The organism is Mesorhizobium sp. M0563 (assembly GCF_040321065.1).
In the GTDB taxonomy this organism is placed as follows: domain Bacteria; phylum Pseudomonadota; class Alphaproteobacteria; order Rhizobiales; family Rhizobiaceae; genus Mesorhizobium.
The window spans coordinates 34,216-52,979 of sequence record NZ_JAMYQV010000029.1 but is presented as its reverse complement, the minus strand read 5'-3'; the positions used below and the strand labels follow the sequence as shown (position 1 = coordinate 52,979).

Genomic DNA, 18,764 nt, shown 5'->3' with positions numbered 1-18,764 from the left:
TCAGCGAAGCGTAGCGTCATTTGCAGGTCGTGTGGCGGCGTTTGCGTGAACCCGGCATCCACCGTGGGTTTGGGGGCGGTCTGTCACTCCCCAATACATTGGCGAGTGACAGACCGCCGGCCGCCGGCATCGTCGGACATTCTATGCCCGACCCTGCTCGTCACGCTGCTCCGTGTTCCTGGCCAAGGGCATTGGCCCGGATCCCGTATTGCGTTCGGCGCGGCAAGCGGTGGCCCCTCTCAGGGCCGAGCTTGGCGGGTCGGTGGCGACCGCCTACGCAGCCTGTGCACACGGGAGCCAGGACTGCGGCCTGTCCGGCAGGCCTCCAGCCTCCGCCGCCGCAGCGTGCTCGTGTTATCGAATTTGGCTCGTCGCGTCCGATGTCGTGCGATTGGCCCTGGCGTTTCCGTCGATGGTCTGCCCGGAGCTGATGACTGTTCTCTTCTAGCCGGCGCGGCCGTCTTGTCCCGTTCCTGCCCGCTCCTTCGCTGCGCTCCCGTGTTGGGGACAAGCCAGCCCTTTACGCCGTCTCCTTTGGAACCGTCCTCCGGGACAGAAACCATCAACCAAAGGAAAAGACCATGACCATCAAACGCAACACCGAAACGAAGTCCGAGCCCAAGATGCCGGTCTACCACGCCTACACCGTGCGGGACGGCAAGGACGGCCAGAAGGGCTTCTGGACCCGCATCGGCTCCTTCTTCGCCCACGACGACGGCGAAGGCGGCACGCTCCTCCTCGATGCCCTGCCGCTCGACGGACGTATCGTCCTGCGCGCACCGAAGGCCGACGAATAGGAGGCCGACATGCAGATCCTGACCCAAGACCTGCGGGAGAAGCTGCTGGCGAATGGTCGCCAGCAGCAACCCCTTCGCGGCACCGACGGCGAAATCGACTTCATGCCCGTCGTCAAACTGTTCACGCCGGATGCCGGTGCGACCTGGCTCCTCACCGAGATCGATCCGGATGACCCGGATATCGCCTTTGGCCTCTGTGACCTCGGGCTAGGCTGCCCCGAGCTTGGCAGCGTCAGCCTCACGGAACTCGCCGCCGTTCGGGCGCGCCTTGGCCTGCCGGTCGAGCGTGACCGGCATTTCCGAGCGGACAAGTCCCTATCGGCCTATGCCAGCGAGGCTCAGCGCCTCGGCCACATCCGGGCATAAGGCCCGTATGACAACGAACGCCACCTCCGGGTGGCGTTCAATCTTGGTGGTAATGCTCTCGACGTGACTAAGGCCGGTTAGTAAAAGCCAAGTCACCGTCGCAAAATCGACACGCACAAACCGAAGGGAGAGCCTGTCGGATACGGCTGCGAAAGCGGCAACGCAACGGCACCTGTTGCCGGGTTGCACGGTATGGTTGCAGATCCGGAACGTTGTGATAGGAATGTGATGCGAAGAGGCTTTTGAATGAAGCAGATGCGAGAAGAGGACATTCCGGCGTTCGTGCGGGAGGTGGCCGCAACCGGCTGCGACATCTGTGCCGTCGGTCCGGGTTACTACACCATGGGCGATGCCGATGTTCCGCGCGGCAAGCGTAGGGGGCTGTACAAGAAGCTCAACGAAATCGACGCGCACTACGGCAGCCGCGATCACCTGCGTTACAAAATCGCGGCGCACCTGGCCTTGATTGGCCGCTACATCGACGCGCCTTCACCGGAAGCGGAAGCCTGCCTAAGGGATTGAAGTTGCTATCATTGGCACCTGTGAGCGATTGCCGACCGAGGCACGGCAGTCGCGACGAGAGTTTTTTCTGTACAGCGAACCCAAATCCAGCCATGATTCAAACCCACAAGGTTACGGAACGGAGCTCTTGGCCCCGTTCCGACCTGATGCATCGATCCTTTTACTCCGCGATATGCGCGAGGATTTCTGCGATGGTATGCAGCATTTCCACCAACCGGTCGATTTCTTCCAAGACCTGGATGAATCCGGCAGGCATATCGTACGCTTTAGCGGCGAGAAGCGCCGCCCTGGTCGCAAGACTGACCAGAAACAAAACCCACACGACAACGTTGGGCGAAGACATTCCTGTCTCTCCATTGAGTTGCTGAGCTTGCTGTTGAGGCGAAGGCTCAGTTGCTTGAGATAGGATGAAGGGGAAGCCCGCTGTTAGCGCAGCGGGTTTTCTCCGTTTCTAGGATCTTCTATGGGCCATTCATGGTCACCTCCCGTTCGTCAGAACCTGAAAAGAACAAGGCCGCACTCGAGACGAGCGCGGCCTTGTAAGTACGTGAGACGGTGGCCGGCGCCGAGGCGCCGACATTCGTCAGGTATGTCGTGAGTCTAAGAAGCCAGGCAGCCATAATCGTTGAGCAACCGAAGTTTGCGTGAGCGGCGATGCGTGATCACAGCGAGGTGGAATTCGGAAAGATTCATCAAAATGGCCTCTAAGCCAGCGAAGTAATTAAGCTCACGGTACAGAGAACCGACCGCGTTGCAATGCTAAAATAGGCAAAATCGTGGAAAAATTTAACGATGTAATAAAAAGTGATAACAAAACTCTTGCAAACACAGATTGGCAGGATTCTCCCCTTTTTAGGAGCGTTGTTCGGAATACTGTGGGAGAACATGGGGTTGCGCAACGTTATCCACAGCCTGTTCACTGAGGGATCCTGCGGCGGGGGACAAATCGGCGGGCAAGCGATACCGAGCCCGCGTCGGACGCTGGATTCGATGGTCCGCTGGCCGAGATTCCGAATCAGCAGAATCTGTTGCGACTGGTAACCGCCGTTAGCCGATTTAGTCAGGCGGGACCTAACTTCGGTAGATGTTGGCATGAGCTGGCGTCGTTTTATACGGCGCCCTTCGCCGGGGGCGGTCGGTCCCGCATCCCGCCTGACGGCGGCGCTATGCTGATGCTCCTACGGCCGCCCTGTTGAACCGGTCTCAGGGCCACGAACTTTCTCCAGCACCGAACTGACTTGGTCCCGCTGGCGGGCATTTCGGTGCTTCCGCCTTGTACGCCGTTCTTTGTTGAGCCGCTTCGCGGCACGGCTGCGCCGACATGGGATGTGCCTAGCGGCACGTTTGCTGTGTGAGGGGAAGAGAGGCGCGCGGCCCTCTCTCCCAGCAAGCCGCCGCGGGCGGTTTCCCCCATCTTCCTCCGCTTCGATCCGTGCAGACCGGGGAGACCCCTCCGCCCCCGGGGCTTGCCCCCTCTCTCCCCGCTACTCGCCGCGAGGCAGGGGTTCAGGGGACCTGAACCCGTAGGGGAACGGGTCGACCTGAAACGAAATCAAAGGAGCAAGTCCATGAATACCGCTGAAATCACTATCCCGCTCGGCAAGCTGGTGCCGAGCAAGGCCAACGTCCGCCGCGTCAATGCGCAGGCAGGCAGGGCCGAACTGGCCGCCAGCATCGAGGCCCATGGCCTCATCCACAACCTTGTGGCCCGCAAGGCTGCGAAAGGGGCGAAGTTTGAGGTTGTCGCCGGAGGGCGGCGGCTGGGGGCCTTGCGTCTGCTGTTGGACGAGGGCCGCACCGTGCAGGGCGTGGCGGTGACCAAGGACTATCCGGTCAGGGCCATCCTGCGTGAGGAAGGCAGCGGCACCGAGATTTCCTTGGCCGAGAACGACCAGCGGGAACCAATGCACGCGGTGGACGAGGTCATTGCCTACCGCGACCTTGTGGAACAGGGCATGACGGCCGAGGACATCGCGGCCCGTTTCGGCAAGTCCGTTGTCACAGTGCGCCAGCGGCTGAAATTGGCCAGCCTGTCACCCCGCATCCTCGATGCCATGCGCGCCGATGAAGTGACCCTTGAGCAGGCCAAAGCACTGGCGATGAGCGACGACCACGCGGCACAGGAGGCGGCGTGGTTCGAACAGGATGGCTGGAGCCGCGATCCGTCCAGTATCCGCTCGTTCCTGACCAGCGCCCATGTGCGCGGCAATGACCGGCTGGCCCGCTTTGTGGGTGTTGAGGCGTACGAGGCCGCAGGGGGCGGGGTGCTGCGCGACCTGTTCGCCGAGGATGAACTGACGTTCCTGACCGACCGACCCTTGCTGGTGAAGCTTGCCAGTGACCGGCTTGAGGCGGTGGCCGACGAATTGCGTCCGCTGGGCTGGAAATGGGTGGAAATCAGCCTCGATAGTACCTTCATCCATGGCGGCGGGTTCGGGCGCATCCATGCGGTGCGGCGTAACCTTACCGAAGACGAGCAGGCGGAACTGTCAGCGCTGGGCATGCAGTACGACGAATTGGCAGAGGCCATCGACGCCTACGCCGAGGGCGACCCGCAAATCGAGGCCGACGAGGCCAAATTACGGGCTCTGGAAAATCGCATCGAAGCCATCCAGAACGCGGCGGGGGCCTTCGACCCGCTAGAGACGGCGCTGGCGGGCTGTGTCGTGTCGATAGCGTACGATGGCACGGTACAGGTGACGCCGGGGCTGGTGAAGGCCGAAGACCGCAAGGCACTGGCCGCGTTGCAGAGCGGCAGCGAAGATGAGGGCGACAGCGAAGGCGACGAGGTTAGCCAAGCCGGGGCGAAAGAAAGCCCCGATGAGGAAGCCGTCGGCATATCGGCAGCCCTGACCGAGGAGTTGACGGCTATCCGCACGGCAGCGCTGCGCGTGGAACTGTCGAACCGTCCCGATGTGGCGCTGGTCGCCATCCTGCATGCGCTGGTCAGCCGCGTCTTCTACGATTACCACCATGGGCGTATCGAGACAGCGGTGGAGGTCACCGGCCAGCGCCGCAATCTGGTGCCTTCCATCAAGGAGCCGGAGGCGTGCCGTGCGTTGGGTGGCTGGAACGAGGTGATGGAAGGCTGGGGGCATCGCCTGCCCGGAGACCTCGCCGACCTTTGGCCATGGCTGATGACGCAGCCGCAGGACGGACTGCTTGACCTGTTGGCGGTGGTGACTTCTGCCAACCTCAACGCTGTGGTCGCCCGCCATGAACCCGGCAAGGCGCGCATCGCTAACGCCGACCTGATGGCGGAAGCTCTCGGACTGGACATGCGTCTTTGGTGGACGCCCGAGACAGCTTTCCTCGCACGCTTGTCAAAGGCTGACATCGCCGGCGTGATGCGGGAGGCCGGGTGCCCGGAAGAGGCCGCGATGGCTGTTGAGCGCGCCCCGAAAGCCGAAGGCGTCTTGCAGGCCGAGAAGGAACTGGACGGCAAGGGCTGGCTTCCCGCCGCGCTGCGGGGGCCGGTCAAGGTTGACAGCGAAAGCCGTGATGAGGTGGCGCTCGCCGCCGAATAGAGGCCGGAAACCTTAAGCCCGGGGCAGCGATGCCCCGGGTTTTTTGCGCCGGAATGTCCTCAGGCCGATGTCGAACCGGCCAAGGCCAGGCGAGGGCGCCCCTGGCCCGCCCCTCGCGCTCCCCGCCCGCCCAGCCGTATTTCACAAGGCCTCAATGCGGCGCCCCACCAGCCAGCAAATACCGATAGCCATGCGTCGTCATCCACCGGGCACGCGCGAGATGCGTCTCCCAGGCCCGGAAGGCCCGATCGGGCTCCTTGGTTGGATCTATGTGCAGGACGATCTTGGCAACCTCGCGCCAGTCCGCATCTTCGGCGGCGGCATCGAGCACGCGCATATAGGTCACCATGTGCTGTTCGTCATAGCCGGTAAGAACCGGAGACGTGGGCGCCTCGTCGGCGACATCTGGATCGAGAAGCGGCTTGACCATGTCTGCAGTTTAACGCCTGTTCCCAGTCAAGCAAAGAGCTGTGCCTAGGGCCTCATTTTTCTGGCGGGGACTGGCGACCGCAAATGGTGACGATCGCGGAGTTGCCCCAAAAGGCGCGAGGCGAGAACGTGATCGAGTAGTCGCGGCTGCTGGTCGTCGGGCCGAACCACAAATAGGGCGAGGGGCTTGTCCACACTGGCAAATCCATTGCCGGTGTCCGGTCCTCGTCGGCGGGCGGTGTCGGCATGCCGTCCTGGCCGATGGTGATCATCGATACGCCGATATAGCTCCCGGCCTTGAAGCGGCCGACAAATTCGACCGCGTCGCCGATGTAGCGGAAGCACCCGTCGCTCTGGCCGAGCTTGAATCTCTGCCTGGGGACGGGTTGAGGCTGTTCTTCCTGCGCCGTCGCGGGAGCTGACAGGAGAACGGCGGCGCCGACAGCCCAAAATAGCGCCCGTTTTGACGCACTGTGGCGCATTACTTCTTCTCGGGGTCGGGCTCACCAAAAGCCTTCACGAAGATGGCCCTGCCAGCGCCTGAAATCTGCTTGTGGATGTCCCAGTCGAGCTTGCTGTCCTTGATGAAGAGACTGAGCGTACAAATATCGCCCCTGCAGAGGGCGCCCCGCATCGAGGACGGATCGTCCTGAAAAAAATATGAGGCCGAATATTCAACGATGACGTCCTTGCAGTCCTGGTCGGATAGGGCATCACCGACTCGGGTGAAGCACTTTGAGACCGTTCTGTGGGGCCGATCCTCGGCCGGACGATCAGTGGTCGAGGGCAGTTCGGCGCCGAACCTGGCAAGGCGGACATTGACGAAGTTGGGATCAAGCCCGCGATCGTCCGTCGTCATGCCGAAACTCGGCTGCAGGAAATAGGGGATGTTGGCGATATCGGGAGGCAGCTTCCCAATCACCACCGACCAGTCGTCGCTGACCCGCTCGATGCGGTCGAGGACGAGGTCCGCTTGGAACTGCTCGAGCATATTGCGTCCGCCGCTGGAAAAGCCCTTGATGGCGGAGATGGTGGTTCGGCCCTCGGGATAGACAACGCCATGGAACTGGCCATCCACGTTGCCGAGGAACAAGGGCAGGTTGCCCTTCTTGACCTCGACCCCGAAACCCATCGCTTTCAGACGCTTCTCGATCTCTGCGGCGGATATGCCGGCCCCAGCGGCCTTGAGAGCGTCGATGCCCGAGAAAGCGGCAGTGGCGTCAAGGCGGGCCCGTTCGATGACAGACGCTGCCGGAACGGTCAGGGCCGGTACCTGGGATGCGTCTACGGTGACGTTCTTGGGCTTGCTGTCACTGCACCCCGCGACAGCCAGCAGGAGACAGCCCAGCGCCGAAACGAACCTGGCTTTCATCGTCGGACCTATTGGCTGATGAGTTCGAGCTTGGCGCCAACGTCATCCGAATTGCATGCCGAGAGGGGGCCGGCCGAGACGACGGCAAGGATTGCGGTACGGATCAAGGAGCACCTGTTTCTGGAAGGAAAGAAGGGCTCAACCTCTATCCAGAAATCACGAGTTTTGCGGCGGACTATAAGCCTGCGCTAATTAAGGCCCCCTTGGCTTTTATGCGCAAGGTTTAGGCAAACAATCATGACCATCGTCGAGAAAATCGATAAATATATGCTGACGCGGACGTTGCAAAACTCGTAATATTTGAAGCAACAGGGGAGGCTTACGTGAATGAAATACGGCTATGCGCGGGTGTCCACTGAAGCGCAGGACTTGGCCGCCCAGATCGAGCGCTTGCAGGCGGCAGGCTGCGAGAAGATTTTCTTTGAAAAGCGTAGCGGCAAAGATGCCGACCGCCGTCAGTTGCAGCGGCTGCTGAAGACCCTAAAGCCAGGTGACGTGGTCCATGCCGTCGTCAGCGACCGGATGGCGCGGGATCCCTTTGACATGCTGAACATCCTCAGGACAGTGACGGCGGCCGGCGCCGGGCTGCGCCTGCTCGACGAGCCGTTTATCGACACCACGTCGGAAATGTCAGATCTGATCTTGTTCTTGGTTGGCTGGGCCGCCAAATGGCAGCGGCGCAGGATCCTGGAAAATACCTCGAACGGGCGCGCCCGCGCCAGGGCCAGGGGCGTCAAGTTCGGAAGGAAGCCCAAGCTCTCGTTGCAGCAGCAACGTGAGGCGCTCGCACGGCTTGCCGCCGGCGAGGCGCGGGGGCAGGTCGCCCACCGCTACAATGTCAGCAACAGCACGATTGCGCGGCTGCATCCGTAGCCCCAAAGGCGGCACTGCATTCGATCAGCAAAACTTGAGTTGCTCTTCCGTCACAAAAAGCGCGTAGGTTGCCGCCATCGAGGATATTGGTCATGGCGATACGCATCAGACTGCCGGGTGGCACGCTGAAGGTGAAGACCTATCGCGAGCTGCGCGTCCGCGAACGTGAGCGTCGCGTGCCAGTGGTCAAGATCGGGTCGATGTACGTCATCTGGTGGAAAAATCACCAAGACCCGTCCGATGACCAGTTACCGAGGAGGTCACGTCAGTAGCGTACTCCGGAGCACCTGCAGGAGTTCCATATGACGAACCCGCGATGGTTCTTTCGCCGGCTCATGCTTAGCCAGTCTTCTTGTTTTCATAAAGATCGTAGCTGCGTGTCACGTAGGTGACTACTGCGACGGCTATGAACATGGTCAGCCATACCGCGAAATGACTAAGAACACCCGTCGATACTAAAGTGGCATTGTCGAGCGTCTTTGGCAGCAGGATATCAAAAACTCGATCGAGTTTTGCAACCAGATAGCCTGTTGCCAATCCAGCAATAAGCTTTCCGATACCGTTGAGCCGTGTTTGTTCCCATATGGTGTAAGGTGTCACACAGATGCCTGCGGCCCATCCCATTACGGCTCCCAACACGCCCGCCAGTAAAAGGGAAAGCTCTGGCCACGTCGTGTGCCTGAGCAGATAAATCGACAAAGCTATGATCACAAGAATCAGGACGACTACAGCAAGATACCAGTCCCACTTGTCGCCACCATAACTGGGCGATTTTTTCGCACCTTGAGTAGCTGCACCAGCAGCCTGTTCCGAGCTTCCCACCGACATGTCTCCCAATGCCAACGTTATAGAATGACTATGAATACCATACATTTGATGAGGAGCAATCCGTCAAAGCTAGCTATGCGCTGCCAGCCGATCATAAAGTATAGGCTGTTTATGCCAAATTTGCTTTAGCTAAAGTATCACTTGATTAATGCGCTGCAATCTGCAACGTTAAGTATATCGGCTGGGGGAAGTGGCCGATTTTTAGCAAGAAAAGCTGGGGCGGCGTGCTATGAATAGCAGTCGGCGCATAGGGTCAATTTTATTGTTTGGGTCAGTTCTTAACGCATGTGCGGCGCATCCCGTTGTGCATGATTTCACAGGGTATTATGCGCCTGAGCTAGTGAGAAAAGCCCGCTGCGAAGCGAGACAGGCAATTGCTGACAAAATCGCAGCTTGGCTGATTGGCAACGATGATGATCCTTATGGGGTCGAAATATCCAAGAAAATTCGTGATCGGAAAATCAGACTGAGCACTATCGAGTGGAAGAAGCTAGATCCGCGTGACTACGCATATTTGGAATATTTCTTTCCAACGGCTATCGCCTTTAATTTCAATTTGGACATAACTGAGGCTAACGATGCAAGCGTTGATCTAAATTTCTTAGCTGCTATCACGAAGGGAACAGTATCCGTACCGATTAAAACTGGGCTAAATCGATCTCGTAATAACGTTCAAACTTTCACGATAGCTGACAAGTGGGGATATTTGCTAAAGGATCTGCCGGAGTATTACTGCGATCAGAATGAGGTAGACCCTGAATTCTTTTCTTCTCGGTCAAAATATGTTTATCCGATTGCAGGGAAAATTGGCATAGATGCCATGGTCGATGATTTCGTCGATCTGACCCTTTTCGGAGCGCTCGCCGGTGAAAAGGGTGAATCAAAGCCTGCAATGGCTTACGCCCAGCAGTTCACGACCAAAATATACGGCAATGTTACCCCTAAGATTACGGTAGTATCGTCGTCCTCATTAAAGGACGGCACGCTTGGACTTTCAAATTATAGGGAAGACAAGCACAAGATCATCGTCGGATTTTCTCTCGCCGTAAGTCCGCAATTCGAGAGGGAGGAAGAGAAGGTTGGCACCTATGTGAACGTCGAGGGCGACGCGACCACGCGACGTGCTATCGGCGCGATCGATCAGCTAATACGCCGTACCGAGCGAAGCTTCGTTCTTGTAGAATAGATGGGAGGTTCGAATGGCACGCAAGCCAACGAGTACAGGGGAGAAGCAGGAAAGGATCAAACTGTTTCCCCCCAGCCGCAAGTGGGTCGACATGAACGCGTATACTTTCGCCACCATCGTCTTGGAAGCGCAAAAGCATGGCCAGTTGGACGGATTAATGACAATCCTGGAAAAGGATCATGTAACGGTCAGGGCGGAGACAGTGAATGCGGCGAAGATGCTTCTACGCGATCACGACGTCGACTTGGTTAGTCCGTTTGCACGGACCATCCTACGCCTGGACCCCTCACGGTGTAAAAAGCGGCCGAATTCACCTAGGATCGGGTAATCGGGCTGAAGGGCGATGCCACATTGGGTTTAGACTGGACTAGCCTGAATCCCATTTGACGTGTGGGCATTTCTTGAGGAGACGAGAGTGGCAAGCATGACGGCGAGCAGCAATCTCATCCCTGAACCGCTCTCGCGCAAGCTGCGCGTCTTCGCCTTCGACCCCAGTGTGGCGGCACAATTCGATATGGCCGGCATCAGCGAGATGACGATCGACGTGCCCTGGGAGCGCAATCTCGAGCCCGGACCGGTTGGCGATTACATCGAGGTCATCGATGCCGATCCGGCGAGCGGTGCTTTCTACCGTCCGTTGGACCTCAACGATCCGCGCGTGCTTGCGCAGCAGGGCTTGCCCCCGTCGGAGACCAACCCGCAATTCCATCAGCAGATGGTCTACGCCGTCGCTATGGCCACGATCGTGCATTTCGAGCGGGCGCTGGGGCGTGTAGCCCTTTGGTCGTCGCACCACGACAAGGGCAGCCCTGAAGAAAGTTTCGTACGCCGGCTGCGCATCTACCCGCACGCCTTGCGCGACCGCAATGCCTTCTACAGCCCGGAAAAGAAGGCGCTGCTGTTCGGCTATTTTCCGGTCGGTATCAAGGACGCGAACAACACGCCAGGCACGCTGGTTTTCACCTGCCTGTCGCACGACATCATCGCCCACGAGACCACGCACGCGCTGCTAGACGGCGTGCATCCACGCTTCAACGACCCGGTCAATCAGGACGTCCTGGCCTTTCACGAGGCCTTTGCCGACATCGTTGCGCTTTTCCAGCACTTTTCCTACCCTGGAGTGCTGCGCGATCAGATTTCGCGCACCCGCGGCAACCTCGCCAACGAGAACCTGCTCGGCCAGTTGGCGCAGCAGTTCGGCCGTGCCAGCGGGCGCGGCAATGCGCTGCGCGACGCGCTCGGGGACATCGATCCCAAGACCGGCAAATGGAAGGCCAAGGAGCCCGATGTTCGTATCCTCGAGCGCACCGCCGAGCCGCACGCGCGCGGCGCCATTCTTGTCGCAGCGGTGTTCGGCGCCTTTCTCAAGGTCTATCGCAGCCGCACGGTGGACCTTTACCGCATCGCCACCGAGGGTACCGGCGTGCTTCGGGAGGGCGATATTCACCCGGACCTGACGCGGCGGCTGGCCGACGAGGCCGCGCGCACGGCGAGCTACGTGCTGCAGATGTGCATCCGCGGCATCGACTATTGTCCGCCGGTGGGGATAACGTTCAGCGATTATCTGCGTGGCGTGATTACCGCCGACTACGATCTCAATCCCGACGATTCCTCCGGCTACCGCCTAGCCTTCGTGGAAAGCTTCCGGCAGTGGGGCATTCACGCCCATGGTGCGCGCAGCACATCGGTCGATACGTTGTTCTGGCCGACCGGCGAGACGGCCTTCGCCGAAATGCCGGAGCGTGACAGTGCGCCGGCCGCAGTGCCCGGTCAGGCTGCGCCGATGGACGACCTCACCGTCGAGGACTATCAGCGTGCGGAAACGCAGGCGATTCTATCGCTGCTCAACGACCAGGAATCGACGGCCGGGCCGGACCAGGAGAGCCCTAAGCGGCAGTCCGCGCGCACAACCCGCAAGCTCGGTCAGGCAAGCGTCGAACTCGACCGCTACGAGGCTTGGGCGGAGATCGACACCAATGCTGCCATCGTCTGGAACTGGTTGATCGAAGGCGACGGGCGGCAGTTTGCCCGCAGCTTCGGCCTTGTTCTGGAGGAAGATGATCCCCCGCCCACCGTCTTTCGCTCGGCAACCAGCCCCAACCGCGTCGCGGTGGAGGTGCATTCCGTGCGCTGGGCGCTGCGGCGGGGCTTTCGCGACGTGATGGACACCAATCTGCTGATCGAGGTGACGCAGCGCCGTCGTGGCTATTTCGACGCGGCCGAGCAGAAGCGCATGGACCGGAGCGGCAACACGAAATTCGCCGGGGCTGGCGACTTCCGTCACCGTGCCGGCTGCACGCTCATCATCAACCCCTCCGACCTTTCGATACGCCGGGTCATCAAGACACCGGGCACGATCGCCGACAACCGGGAACTCGATCGCATCCGGAGCTATCTGGGCGGCGGTCTGGAGCCTGCGAACGCCTTCGAAAGCGCTCGCCAGTTGCTCAAGGCGCGCGAGCCCTTTGCCCTTTTACATCGCGACGGGGAGGGCTGACACGTGGCCAAGAAGACAACCAAGAAGAAGGCTGCGGCGGCTGGAGAGGTTGCGGGGCGGCTCCTGCCCAAGCCGGGCGAGGTCATCGTGCGCATGTACCGCATCGGCCATGGCGATTGCTTCCTGCTTGCTTTCGAGGGCGATGCTCCCGACAAGCCGGTCTATGTGCTGATCGACTGCGGCTACAAGCCCGGCTCGTCGAAGCTGGTGCATTTCAAGGAGGAACAGGCTCGCAATGTGGTCATCGGCCCCAATAAGGCCAGGGACATCACCCAGAACATCCGCGACGCCACCGGTGGCCATATCGATGTCGCGGTGATCACCCACGAGCATCAGGACCATGTCAACGGCATCAGCGCCAAGAATTTCGAAGGGATTTCCATCAGCGAAACCTGGTTCGCATGGACAGAGAATCCAGAGGACGACCTCGCCAATGCTTTGCGCGTAAAATTCAAGGATCAGCTGATCGGACTTGTGGCGGCCCGCAACCGCCTTGCGGCGGCTGATCCCGACGCCGCCGAGAAGATCGACCGGCTGATCGAATTCGAACTTGGCGGTGAGGACGAGCAGTTCAACGCTGTCAACGCAGTACAGGCGCTCGGAGCAGCCGCGGCCGGTCTGGAAAACTCTGCTAACAAGCAGTCGATGAAGCTGTTCAAGGATCTCGCCCGCAAGGAGGGCGGGATAAAGTATCTCAGGCCGCATGAGAAGGTGATCGCCATCCCTCGCGCCAAGGCACTGCGAGTCTTTGCGCTCGGCCCGCCCCGGGACGAGGCTTTGCTCGAAGAGCTCGACCCGGAAGGCCGTGAAGAATTTCACGGGGTGGGCCTGGCCTCGTCTAGCAACTATTTCGCGGCGGCGGCAGTGGCCGGTGGCGCGGCGGGCGGCGACTCGCCCTTCGCCAAGCGCTACCGGCTCGACACCGATAAGGCATTCGCCGACCCGCAGCATGGCGCGTTCTTCATCACCAACTACGGCCAGGACGCTCCCGTTGGCGCTGGTGTGCAGCCCCCCACCTCGTCTTCTGCGCCCGAGTGGCGGCGCATTGACAAGGAGTGGCTGTATTCGGCCGAGCAGCTGGCGCTTGACATGAACGACGCCACCAACAATGCCAGCCTGGTGCTGGCCTTTGAGCTCGGCAAGGGCGGCAAGGTTCTACTGTTCGCCGCCGACGCGCAGCGCGGCAACTGGCTGTCATGGGGGCGGATGAACTGGCGCGACGGCGATGACGTCATAACCACGAAGGACCTGCTGTCGCGTGCCGTGCTCTACAAGGTCGGGCACCATTGCAGCCACAACGCCACGCTGAATGGCAAGATCAGCGACGAATGGGCCAATCTGTCTTGGATGGCGACCGGCGACGCCGCCGGTGAGTTTACCGCTATGATCACCGCGGTGCGCGCTTGGGCGGAAACTCAGAAGGGCTGGGATCATCCGCTGAAGGCGATCAAGGATGAACTTTTGAAGAAAGCCTCCGGCCGCGTGCTTCAGACCGACACCGCCTTTGCCGCGATGAAGCCGGACGACGCTGTCGAGGCCGACTGGACCACCTTCGAACAGCGGGTGACCGAGAATCAACTGTATTTCGACTACCGCATTCAGCAGTGAGGCCTGCGAATGGCAGCCGATACGTCGCCCTGAACGCCAATGCGACGGCTGTTGAAGCCTGACCAATAACGGGGAGCTGGAATGCATGGCGAAGAAGGTGAAACCGGAGAGCTGGAACAGTCCCGCGCTGGCGCTTTCGGGCGGCGGCTTCCGGGCGACGCTCTACCATTGCGGCGCGCTGATGCGGCTGAACGAGCTTGGCTATCTCACCAAAATCACGCGCTTCTCCAGCGTCTCCGGCGGCTCCATCACCAGCGGCATGCTCGCCGCCGCTTGGCCCCGGCTGAAAGTTGAAAACGGCATCGTGACCAATCTCGATGCCGAGGTGATCGCCCCATTGCGCTCCTTTTGCCGCCGCTCCATCGACACGATGGCCGTTGGCTGGGGCGCCGTGCTGCCGGGCAAGTCGATAGGTGACGTGCTCGCCGACGCCTATGACGACATGTTCAAGAAAATCACGCTGCAGGATCTGCCGGACAGCCCGCAATTTGTGTTTGACGCGACCAACCTCCAAACTGGCCGGCTGGTGCGACTGATGAAGAAGCGGCTTGCCGATTTCACCATTGGTGAAATCCGCAATCCCAAGGTCCGGGTAGCGGTTGCCGTCGCGGCGTCCAGCGCCTTTCCGCCGGTGCTGTCGCCAGTCGACATCAAGGTCGATCCGAAGAGTTGGGTGAAGCTGGACGGCGCCATCCACTATGGCGATCCCGCCTACACCCGCACCCTGTCGCTGACCGACGGCGGCGCCTACGACAATCTCGGGCTGGAGACGATCAACGATTTCAGCACGGTGATCGTCAGCGACGCCGGCGCGCCCTTCGGGACTGAGGAGACGGCCTCGACGCTCTGGCCGCAGCAGGCCATGCGAGCGCTGGACATCGCCACCGACCAGGCTCGCGCGCTGCGCAAGCGCCTGCTGTTCGCGCAATGCGCGGCGGAAAACCGCCTAGCCGTCTACAGCGGCATCGACAGCAACCCGGCCGAATATCCGGCCGCGCAGACGCTGAAGCCTGATTTAGCGTTCACGACCAAGCTGGCGCGCATGCGCACACGGCTTGACCCTTTCTCGGACAAGGAACAGGGGCGCCTGATCAACTGGGGTTGGCTGATGATGGACGTTGCCATGCGCAGCTACGTGACAAAGCAAGCACCGCCGCCGTCCAGCCTGCCGCTGCCGAAATATCCGCTTGGCTGATCGGCTGTTGAATCTCAAGACCCGTAATATCTGTCCGGCGCCGGTCCGCAAGATTCTGCGATCAATCCACGAGAGCGCACGCGACATGGCGCGCGACGTCGCCGCCACCTTGCGAGCGGAAGAAGGTCGAGATGCTGTTCGCACATCCCAAGCGCATCCTGAAACTCGACCGTCTGCCCGCCGGCATGGGATCGCCTTCACGAGTTTGAGAGGGCATCTGCTGCGAGGTGGAACTCGTCGCGTGCGCCGTTCGAAACTCGTAGTCGCGTGAAGACAGGCGCGTTCGTCGCGCCGCGCTTGACATGAGCCAACCCCCGCATTTGGAGGGCGAGCAGCACGTGAGCTGCTTGACCCCAAAATAGGGAGCTCAATTCCTTGCACGATCAGACTTTCCTCAATACGAAAGGGAGGGCAACAAAAGGAGTTCAACGCGTTGACTGAAGAAACCGATCGCGGCCACGCCGAATTGATGGAGTTGACTGCGGATATCGTTGCCGCGTTTGTCCAGAATAATGCTGTTCCGGTTGCGGGATTGCCTGACCTCATTTCTTCGGTGAATTCTGCTCTCTCGGCGCTTGGAAAACCGACGGTCGTCGACTCGCCTGTTCAAACACCAGCGGTCAATCCGAAAAAGTCAGTGTTTCCCGATCATATTATTTCTCTGGAAAACGGTCGCAAGTTCAAGTCGATGAAACGCCACTTGGGCTTGCTTGGAATGACGCCCGACGAATACCGGTCAAAATGGGGACTGGCCAGAGACTATCCGATGGTGGCGCCAAGCTACGCCGCGCAAAGATCGGAACTGGCGAAATCAATCGGGTTGGGCCGGAAACCAGGTGTGCCGGTTAAGAAGGCGGCTAAGGGGAAAACTAAGGCCTAGCCAAGCCACCTTCCGCGATTCACGCAATTGCTATAGCGAGGAGCAGAAACACCTGCATTTCGATCAACTTTCCGGCCGGTCATCGCAGAAGCGCGGCAGAATGGACACGCCAGCGCCCATGAAATAGGCGGTTGCCGTAGCCGCCCGGCCTGAAAACTCGTATGATTGCGCGGTGTTAAATCAACTGCGCGTGTGGCTGATAGTGGCGGTATTGACCGCCGCTTCGGCAGTGGTCCGGGCGCAGGATTGGGGCCAGGTCGCCAACGTTTCTGCCAGCATGGGCGTCAACGATGGTCGCGTTTGTGTTGGCGAAGCCTCGCGCGGCGATCTCGGCTGCCCCACCTATGCGCCCTATGTCAGCGCCACCAGTGGCTGGGTTGGCATCGGCACCACAAACCCGGCCGCCAATCTGGAAATTGCGAATTCGATCGGCGATTCCATTCTGCGCGTGCGCAAGGCAGGCGGCAGCTACGCCTATTTAAACCTTTCCGACGGCACCGCAGGCAATGACTGGCGGGTTTATAACTACTACGACGGCAAATTCTCCATTCAGCACGGTACACAAAGCACCGGGCGATTCCTGAACATAGACATCTCCGGCAACACCGGCCTGCGCACCGCCGATCCTTCCTCCACCCTCCACGTCAACGGCGGCATTCGCCTTGCCATGGATAGCTCGGCCACCACCAACACCTGCGACACCTACCGCTCCGGTGCCATCCGCTACAGCGGCACCACCTTCCAGGTCTGCTACGGCACCGGCGGCTGGGCCAATCTTACCGATGCCTCCGGCACCACCACCACCGCCGACCGCATCACCTCCGGCACCGCACAAGTAATAGCCAACGGCAACTCCAACAGCATCAGCATCACCGAAGCCGGCGTCACCACCGGCTATTACTACAACGGCATCTGGGTTGCGGGCGGCGTCTCCACCACCGGCACCATATCCGGTACCAACGGCTACATCAGCAGCAGCCTCGGCATTGGCACAGCAACCCCTAGCACCTCCTTGGTAGTAGCTGGCCCAGTTTCAGGAACCAAAAGTTTGGCGATTTGGGTAAGTCCGACAGATGCTGCATATGCAACAAGCATGGGGCCCAACGACTTTTCCTTTAATCGCTCCAACGTAAGCTATATTCATCAGAAAGGTATCAATGGTTCTATAATGGTACGCCTTTCCAGCGCGACGGCTGGTGACACTTACATGATGAATATTACTCTCAATGGTATTGAGGTCGGCGGCTCAGCTAAACCTTCTACTACGCTCGCTGTCTCCGGCACCCTACAAATTGCCAACAGCGGTGAAGCCTGCGACGCCAACCGCTCCGGCGCCATCCGCTACACCAACAGCACTTTCCAGGTCTGCTACGGCACCGGCGGCTGGGCCAACCTTGCCGACGCCTCCTCCACTGTCGCCACTGCCGACCGCATCATCAGTGGCACCGCCAAAGTCATCGCCAACGGCAACTCCAACAGCATCTCCATCACCGAAGCGGGCGTCACCACCGGCTACTACTACAACGGTGTCTGGGTGGCGGGCGGGGTGAGCACGACGGGACCGATTTCGGGAACTGGGGGCTATTTCGCCAACAGTCTGGGTATTGGGTTGACACCCACTAGCAACGCGTTAGATGTGTCCGGCACCCAACGGATAATTTCTTTCTCTCCGACTGGGCTGATAGCTGACTTCCTGATCAGCAATACGACAGCGGTATCCGTTACCGGGCTTGGTATTTACGCCTACCCGTCCGACTATTCTACCGCCTATCTCCAAAGTACTGCCATGCTCTACTCGCGAGTTGGTCAGAAGTATCTCGAGCTCGCAGCGGCTGCGGGTGGCAGCATCCGTTTTAATACCAACGGTTTCAACACCGCGGCTTCTGAACGCATGCGTATCAACTCTTCCGGATCTGTGGGCATCGGCACCGCCACCCCCACCACGGCGCTGGAAGTCTCCGGCACCGTCTCCACTACCCTCCTGCAACTGGCGGACAGTCCCGCCAACACCTGCGGTCCTGGCACCTACGGCTCCATGAAGATGGTCAATGGGCGGCCTTACTACTGCCGGCCGTAGCGGGGGAGGCCCTACGCATAAATCCGATTTTACGAATCACACCGAGCTCATGCCCTGATGTCATCCGTTGGCCGAATCGGGACATCGTGGCCGAGCATCCGGCCCAGCAATGCGACCAAGTTACCGACCGCTCGCCGGTGAGCCGGACCTTGCGGCCGCCGGGCCAGGAAGTCGAGCGTCATCCCTTCGGCGGGATCTGCGGCCGTCCCCGGCCTGACGAATGCAATGCAAAGATGCAGGTCGTCGGGCTCGAACACGATGGCCAGGCTCCGTCGCTGTTTTCGGCCAGTTGGTAGGTGATGGCGCTCATGGCAGTCACTCCTTTGGCCGTGAGCTTGCCGATTTGGTCGAGGATTTCCATCCCCAGAACTGGGTATTGACGCATGGCGGGCGCCTTCTGTCCGGCATGTTTCTTCGGTGAAAAGGGGGCTCTGCACCCCTGCCTGACCGGCGAGGTCCGGGGGTAGCAACTGCAAGAGGGGTTGGGTGCGGCCGCAGGCGAAGCCGAGGCTCGGCCCTCTTGCGGGCGCGAAGGGCGGAGCCCTCCGGAAATCCTTTGATGCCCAGCCGTCCAGCGCGATTATACCGTATGCGGCGTCCGTCGCCG

General features: G+C 60.2%; 17 protein-coding genes and 1 pseudogene. 13 read left to right on the top strand and 5 right to left on the bottom strand.

Going from position 1 to position 18,764, the window contains the following annotated elements:
• Positions 1-581 precede the first annotated feature (581 nt).
• The 3 genes from NKI50_RS27675 to NKI50_RS27665 all read left to right on the top strand — a co-directional run bounded on the left by NKI50_RS27675 (position 582) and on the right by NKI50_RS27665 (position 1,685).
• Positions 582-797, top strand: a complete 216-nt coding sequence (locus NKI50_RS27675; protein ID WP_352718245.1) for a hypothetical protein — start codon at positions 582-584, stop codon at positions 795-797.
• A gap of 9 nt (positions 798-806) precedes the next feature.
• Positions 807-1,163: a DUF2958 domain-containing protein gene (locus NKI50_RS27670; protein WP_352718243.1), complete on the top strand. Its 357-nt coding sequence runs from the start codon at positions 807-809 to the stop codon at positions 1,161-1,163.
• Positions 1,164-1,409: 246 nt separating this feature from the next.
• Positions 1,410-1,685, top strand: coding sequence for a Y4lK-related protein (locus NKI50_RS27665; protein WP_352641782.1), 276 nt, complete (start codon positions 1,410-1,412; stop codon positions 1,683-1,685).
• A gap of 160 nt (positions 1,686-1,845) precedes the next feature.
• On the opposite strand, the gene NKI50_RS27660 is transcribed toward NKI50_RS27665, so the two are convergent.
• Entirely contained in the window at positions 1,846-2,028 is a 183-nt protein-coding gene (locus tag NKI50_RS27660) for a hypothetical protein (RefSeq protein WP_352641780.1), read from the bottom strand.
• Positions 2,029-3,253: 1,225 nt separating this feature from the next.
• Here NKI50_RS27660 and NKI50_RS27655 point away from each other — a divergent pair.
• Positions 3,254-5,212, top strand: a complete 1,959-nt coding sequence (locus tag NKI50_RS27655) for a ParB/RepB/Spo0J family partition protein (protein WP_352718241.1) — start codon at positions 3,254-3,256, stop codon at positions 5,210-5,212.
• Between the two features lie 151 nt (positions 5,213-5,363).
• On the opposite strand, the gene NKI50_RS27650 is transcribed toward NKI50_RS27655, so the two are convergent.
• Genes NKI50_RS27650 through NKI50_RS27640 form a run of 3 tightly spaced genes read right to left on the bottom strand, consistent with a single transcriptional unit; the run spans position 5,364 to position 7,013 of the window.
• The gene (locus NKI50_RS27650) at positions 5,364-5,642 is read right to left on the bottom strand and encodes a DNA -binding domain-containing protein (protein WP_352641777.1); all 279 of its coding nucleotides are present in this window, start codon (positions 5,640-5,642) and stop codon (positions 5,364-5,366) included.
• Positions 5,643-5,694: 52 nt separating this feature from the next.
• Positions 5,695-6,123, bottom strand: coding sequence for a hypothetical protein (locus NKI50_RS27645; RefSeq protein WP_352718239.1), 429 nt, complete (start codon positions 6,121-6,123; stop codon positions 5,695-5,697).
• The gene (locus NKI50_RS27640; RefSeq protein ID WP_352718237.1) at positions 6,123-7,013 is read right to left on the bottom strand and encodes a hypothetical protein; all 891 of its coding nucleotides are present in this window, start codon (positions 7,011-7,013) and stop codon (positions 6,123-6,125) included. The genes NKI50_RS27645 and NKI50_RS27640 overlap by 1 nt, the downstream gene beginning before the upstream one ends.
• Before the next feature lie 327 nt (positions 7,014-7,340).
• Between NKI50_RS27640 and NKI50_RS27635 the strand changes: the two genes are divergently transcribed.
• Both NKI50_RS27635 and NKI50_RS27630 read left to right on the top strand, forming a co-directional pair.
• Complete coding sequence (locus NKI50_RS27635; RefSeq protein ID WP_352718235.1) at positions 7,341-7,886, top strand: recombinase family protein; 546 nt, start codon at positions 7,341-7,343, stop codon at positions 7,884-7,886.
• 92 nt (positions 7,887-7,978) lie between these two features.
• Positions 7,979-8,158 (top strand): hypothetical protein, encoded by a 180-nt coding sequence (locus tag NKI50_RS27630; RefSeq protein ID WP_352718233.1) that lies wholly within the window; start codon positions 7,979-7,981, stop codon positions 8,156-8,158.
• A 67-nt stretch (positions 8,159-8,225) separates the two neighbouring features.
• On the opposite strand, the gene NKI50_RS27625 is transcribed toward NKI50_RS27630, so the two are convergent.
• Positions 8,226-8,708, bottom strand: coding sequence for a hypothetical protein (locus tag NKI50_RS27625; protein WP_352718231.1), 483 nt, complete (start codon positions 8,706-8,708; stop codon positions 8,226-8,228).
• 235 nt (positions 8,709-8,943) lie between these two features.
• On the opposite strand from NKI50_RS27625, the gene NKI50_RS27620 reads away from it, so the two are divergent.
• The 7 genes and pseudogenes from NKI50_RS27620 to NKI50_RS27590 all read left to right on the top strand — a co-directional run bounded on the left by NKI50_RS27620 (position 8,944) and on the right by NKI50_RS27590 (position 18,157).
• A complete protein-coding gene (locus tag NKI50_RS27620; RefSeq protein WP_352718229.1) occupies positions 8,944-9,900 on the top strand; it encodes a Y4kA family protein in 957 nt (318 codons plus the stop codon).
• 424 nt (positions 9,901-10,324) lie between these two features.
• Positions 10,325-12,397 carry a gluzincin family metallopeptidase gene (locus tag NKI50_RS27615; RefSeq protein WP_352718264.1) on the top strand — a complete coding sequence of 691 codons (2,073 nt, stop codon included), beginning with the start codon at positions 10,325-10,327 and terminating at the stop codon, positions 12,395-12,397.
• Positions 12,398-12,400: 3 nt separating this feature from the next.
• Positions 12,401-14,005, top strand: a complete 1,605-nt coding sequence (locus tag NKI50_RS27610) for a ComEC/Rec2 family competence protein (RefSeq protein WP_352718227.1) — start codon at positions 12,401-12,403, stop codon at positions 14,003-14,005.
• Positions 14,006-14,090: 85 nt separating this feature from the next.
• Positions 14,091-15,200, top strand: a complete 1,110-nt coding sequence (locus tag NKI50_RS27605; RefSeq protein WP_352718225.1) for a patatin-like phospholipase family protein — start codon at positions 14,091-14,093, stop codon at positions 15,198-15,200.
• Between the two features lie 31 nt (positions 15,201-15,231).
• Positions 15,232-15,376: pseudogene (locus tag NKI50_RS27600) on the top strand (IS5/IS1182 family transposase); the annotation flags it as partial.
• Between the two features lie 257 nt (positions 15,377-15,633).
• Positions 15,634-16,080, top strand: a complete 447-nt coding sequence (locus NKI50_RS27595; RefSeq protein WP_352718223.1) for a Ros/MucR family transcriptional regulator — start codon at positions 15,634-15,636, stop codon at positions 16,078-16,080.
• 172 nt (positions 16,081-16,252) lie between these two features.
• Positions 16,253-18,157: a hypothetical protein gene (locus NKI50_RS27590; protein WP_352718221.1), complete on the top strand. Its 1,905-nt coding sequence runs from the start codon at positions 16,253-16,255 to the stop codon at positions 18,155-18,157.
• The last annotated feature ends 607 nt before the right edge of the window (positions 18,158-18,764 follow it).

Excerpts from the sequence above, each read along its gene's own strand:
- NKI50_RS27615 (WP_352718264.1), top strand. The coding sequence starts at position 10,325 with ATGACGGCGAGCAGCAATCTCATCCCTGAACCGCTCTCGCGCAAGCTG.
- NKI50_RS27670 (WP_352718243.1), top strand. The coding sequence starts at position 807 with ATGCAGATCCTGACCCAAGACCTGCGGGAGAAGCTGCTGGCGAATGGT.
- NKI50_RS27635 (WP_352718235.1), top strand. The coding sequence starts at position 7,341 with ATGAAATACGGCTATGCGCGGGTGTCCACTGAAGCGCAGGACTTGGCC.
- NKI50_RS27665 (WP_352641782.1), top strand. The coding sequence starts at position 1,410 with ATGAAGCAGATGCGAGAAGAGGACATTCCGGCGTTCGTGCGGGAGGTG.
- NKI50_RS27605 (WP_352718225.1), top strand. The coding sequence starts at position 14,091 with ATGGCGAAGAAGGTGAAACCGGAGAGCTGGAACAGTCCCGCGCTGGCG.
- NKI50_RS27655 (WP_352718241.1), top strand. The coding sequence starts at position 3,254 with ATGAATACCGCTGAAATCACTATCCCGCTCGGCAAGCTGGTGCCGAGC.
- NKI50_RS27620 (WP_352718229.1), top strand. The coding sequence starts at position 8,944 with ATGAATAGCAGTCGGCGCATAGGGTCAATTTTATTGTTTGGGTCAGTT.
- NKI50_RS27645 (WP_352718239.1), bottom strand. The coding sequence starts at position 6,123 with ATGCGCCACAGTGCGTCAAAACGGGCGCTATTTTGGGCTGTCGGCGCC.
- NKI50_RS27640 (WP_352718237.1), bottom strand. The coding sequence starts at position 7,013 with ATGAAAGCCAGGTTCGTTTCGGCGCTGGGCTGTCTCCTGCTGGCTGTC.
- NKI50_RS27630 (WP_352718233.1), top strand. The coding sequence starts at position 7,979 with ATGGCGATACGCATCAGACTGCCGGGTGGCACGCTGAAGGTGAAGACC.
- NKI50_RS27675 (WP_352718245.1), top strand. The coding sequence starts at position 582 with ATGACCATCAAACGCAACACCGAAACGAAGTCCGAGCCCAAGATGCCG.
- NKI50_RS27660 (WP_352641780.1), bottom strand. The coding sequence starts at position 2,028 with ATGTCTTCGCCCAACGTTGTCGTGTGGGTTTTGTTTCTGGTCAGTCTT.
- NKI50_RS27650 (WP_352641777.1), bottom strand. The coding sequence starts at position 5,642 with ATGGTCAAGCCGCTTCTCGATCCAGATGTCGCCGACGAGGCGCCCACG.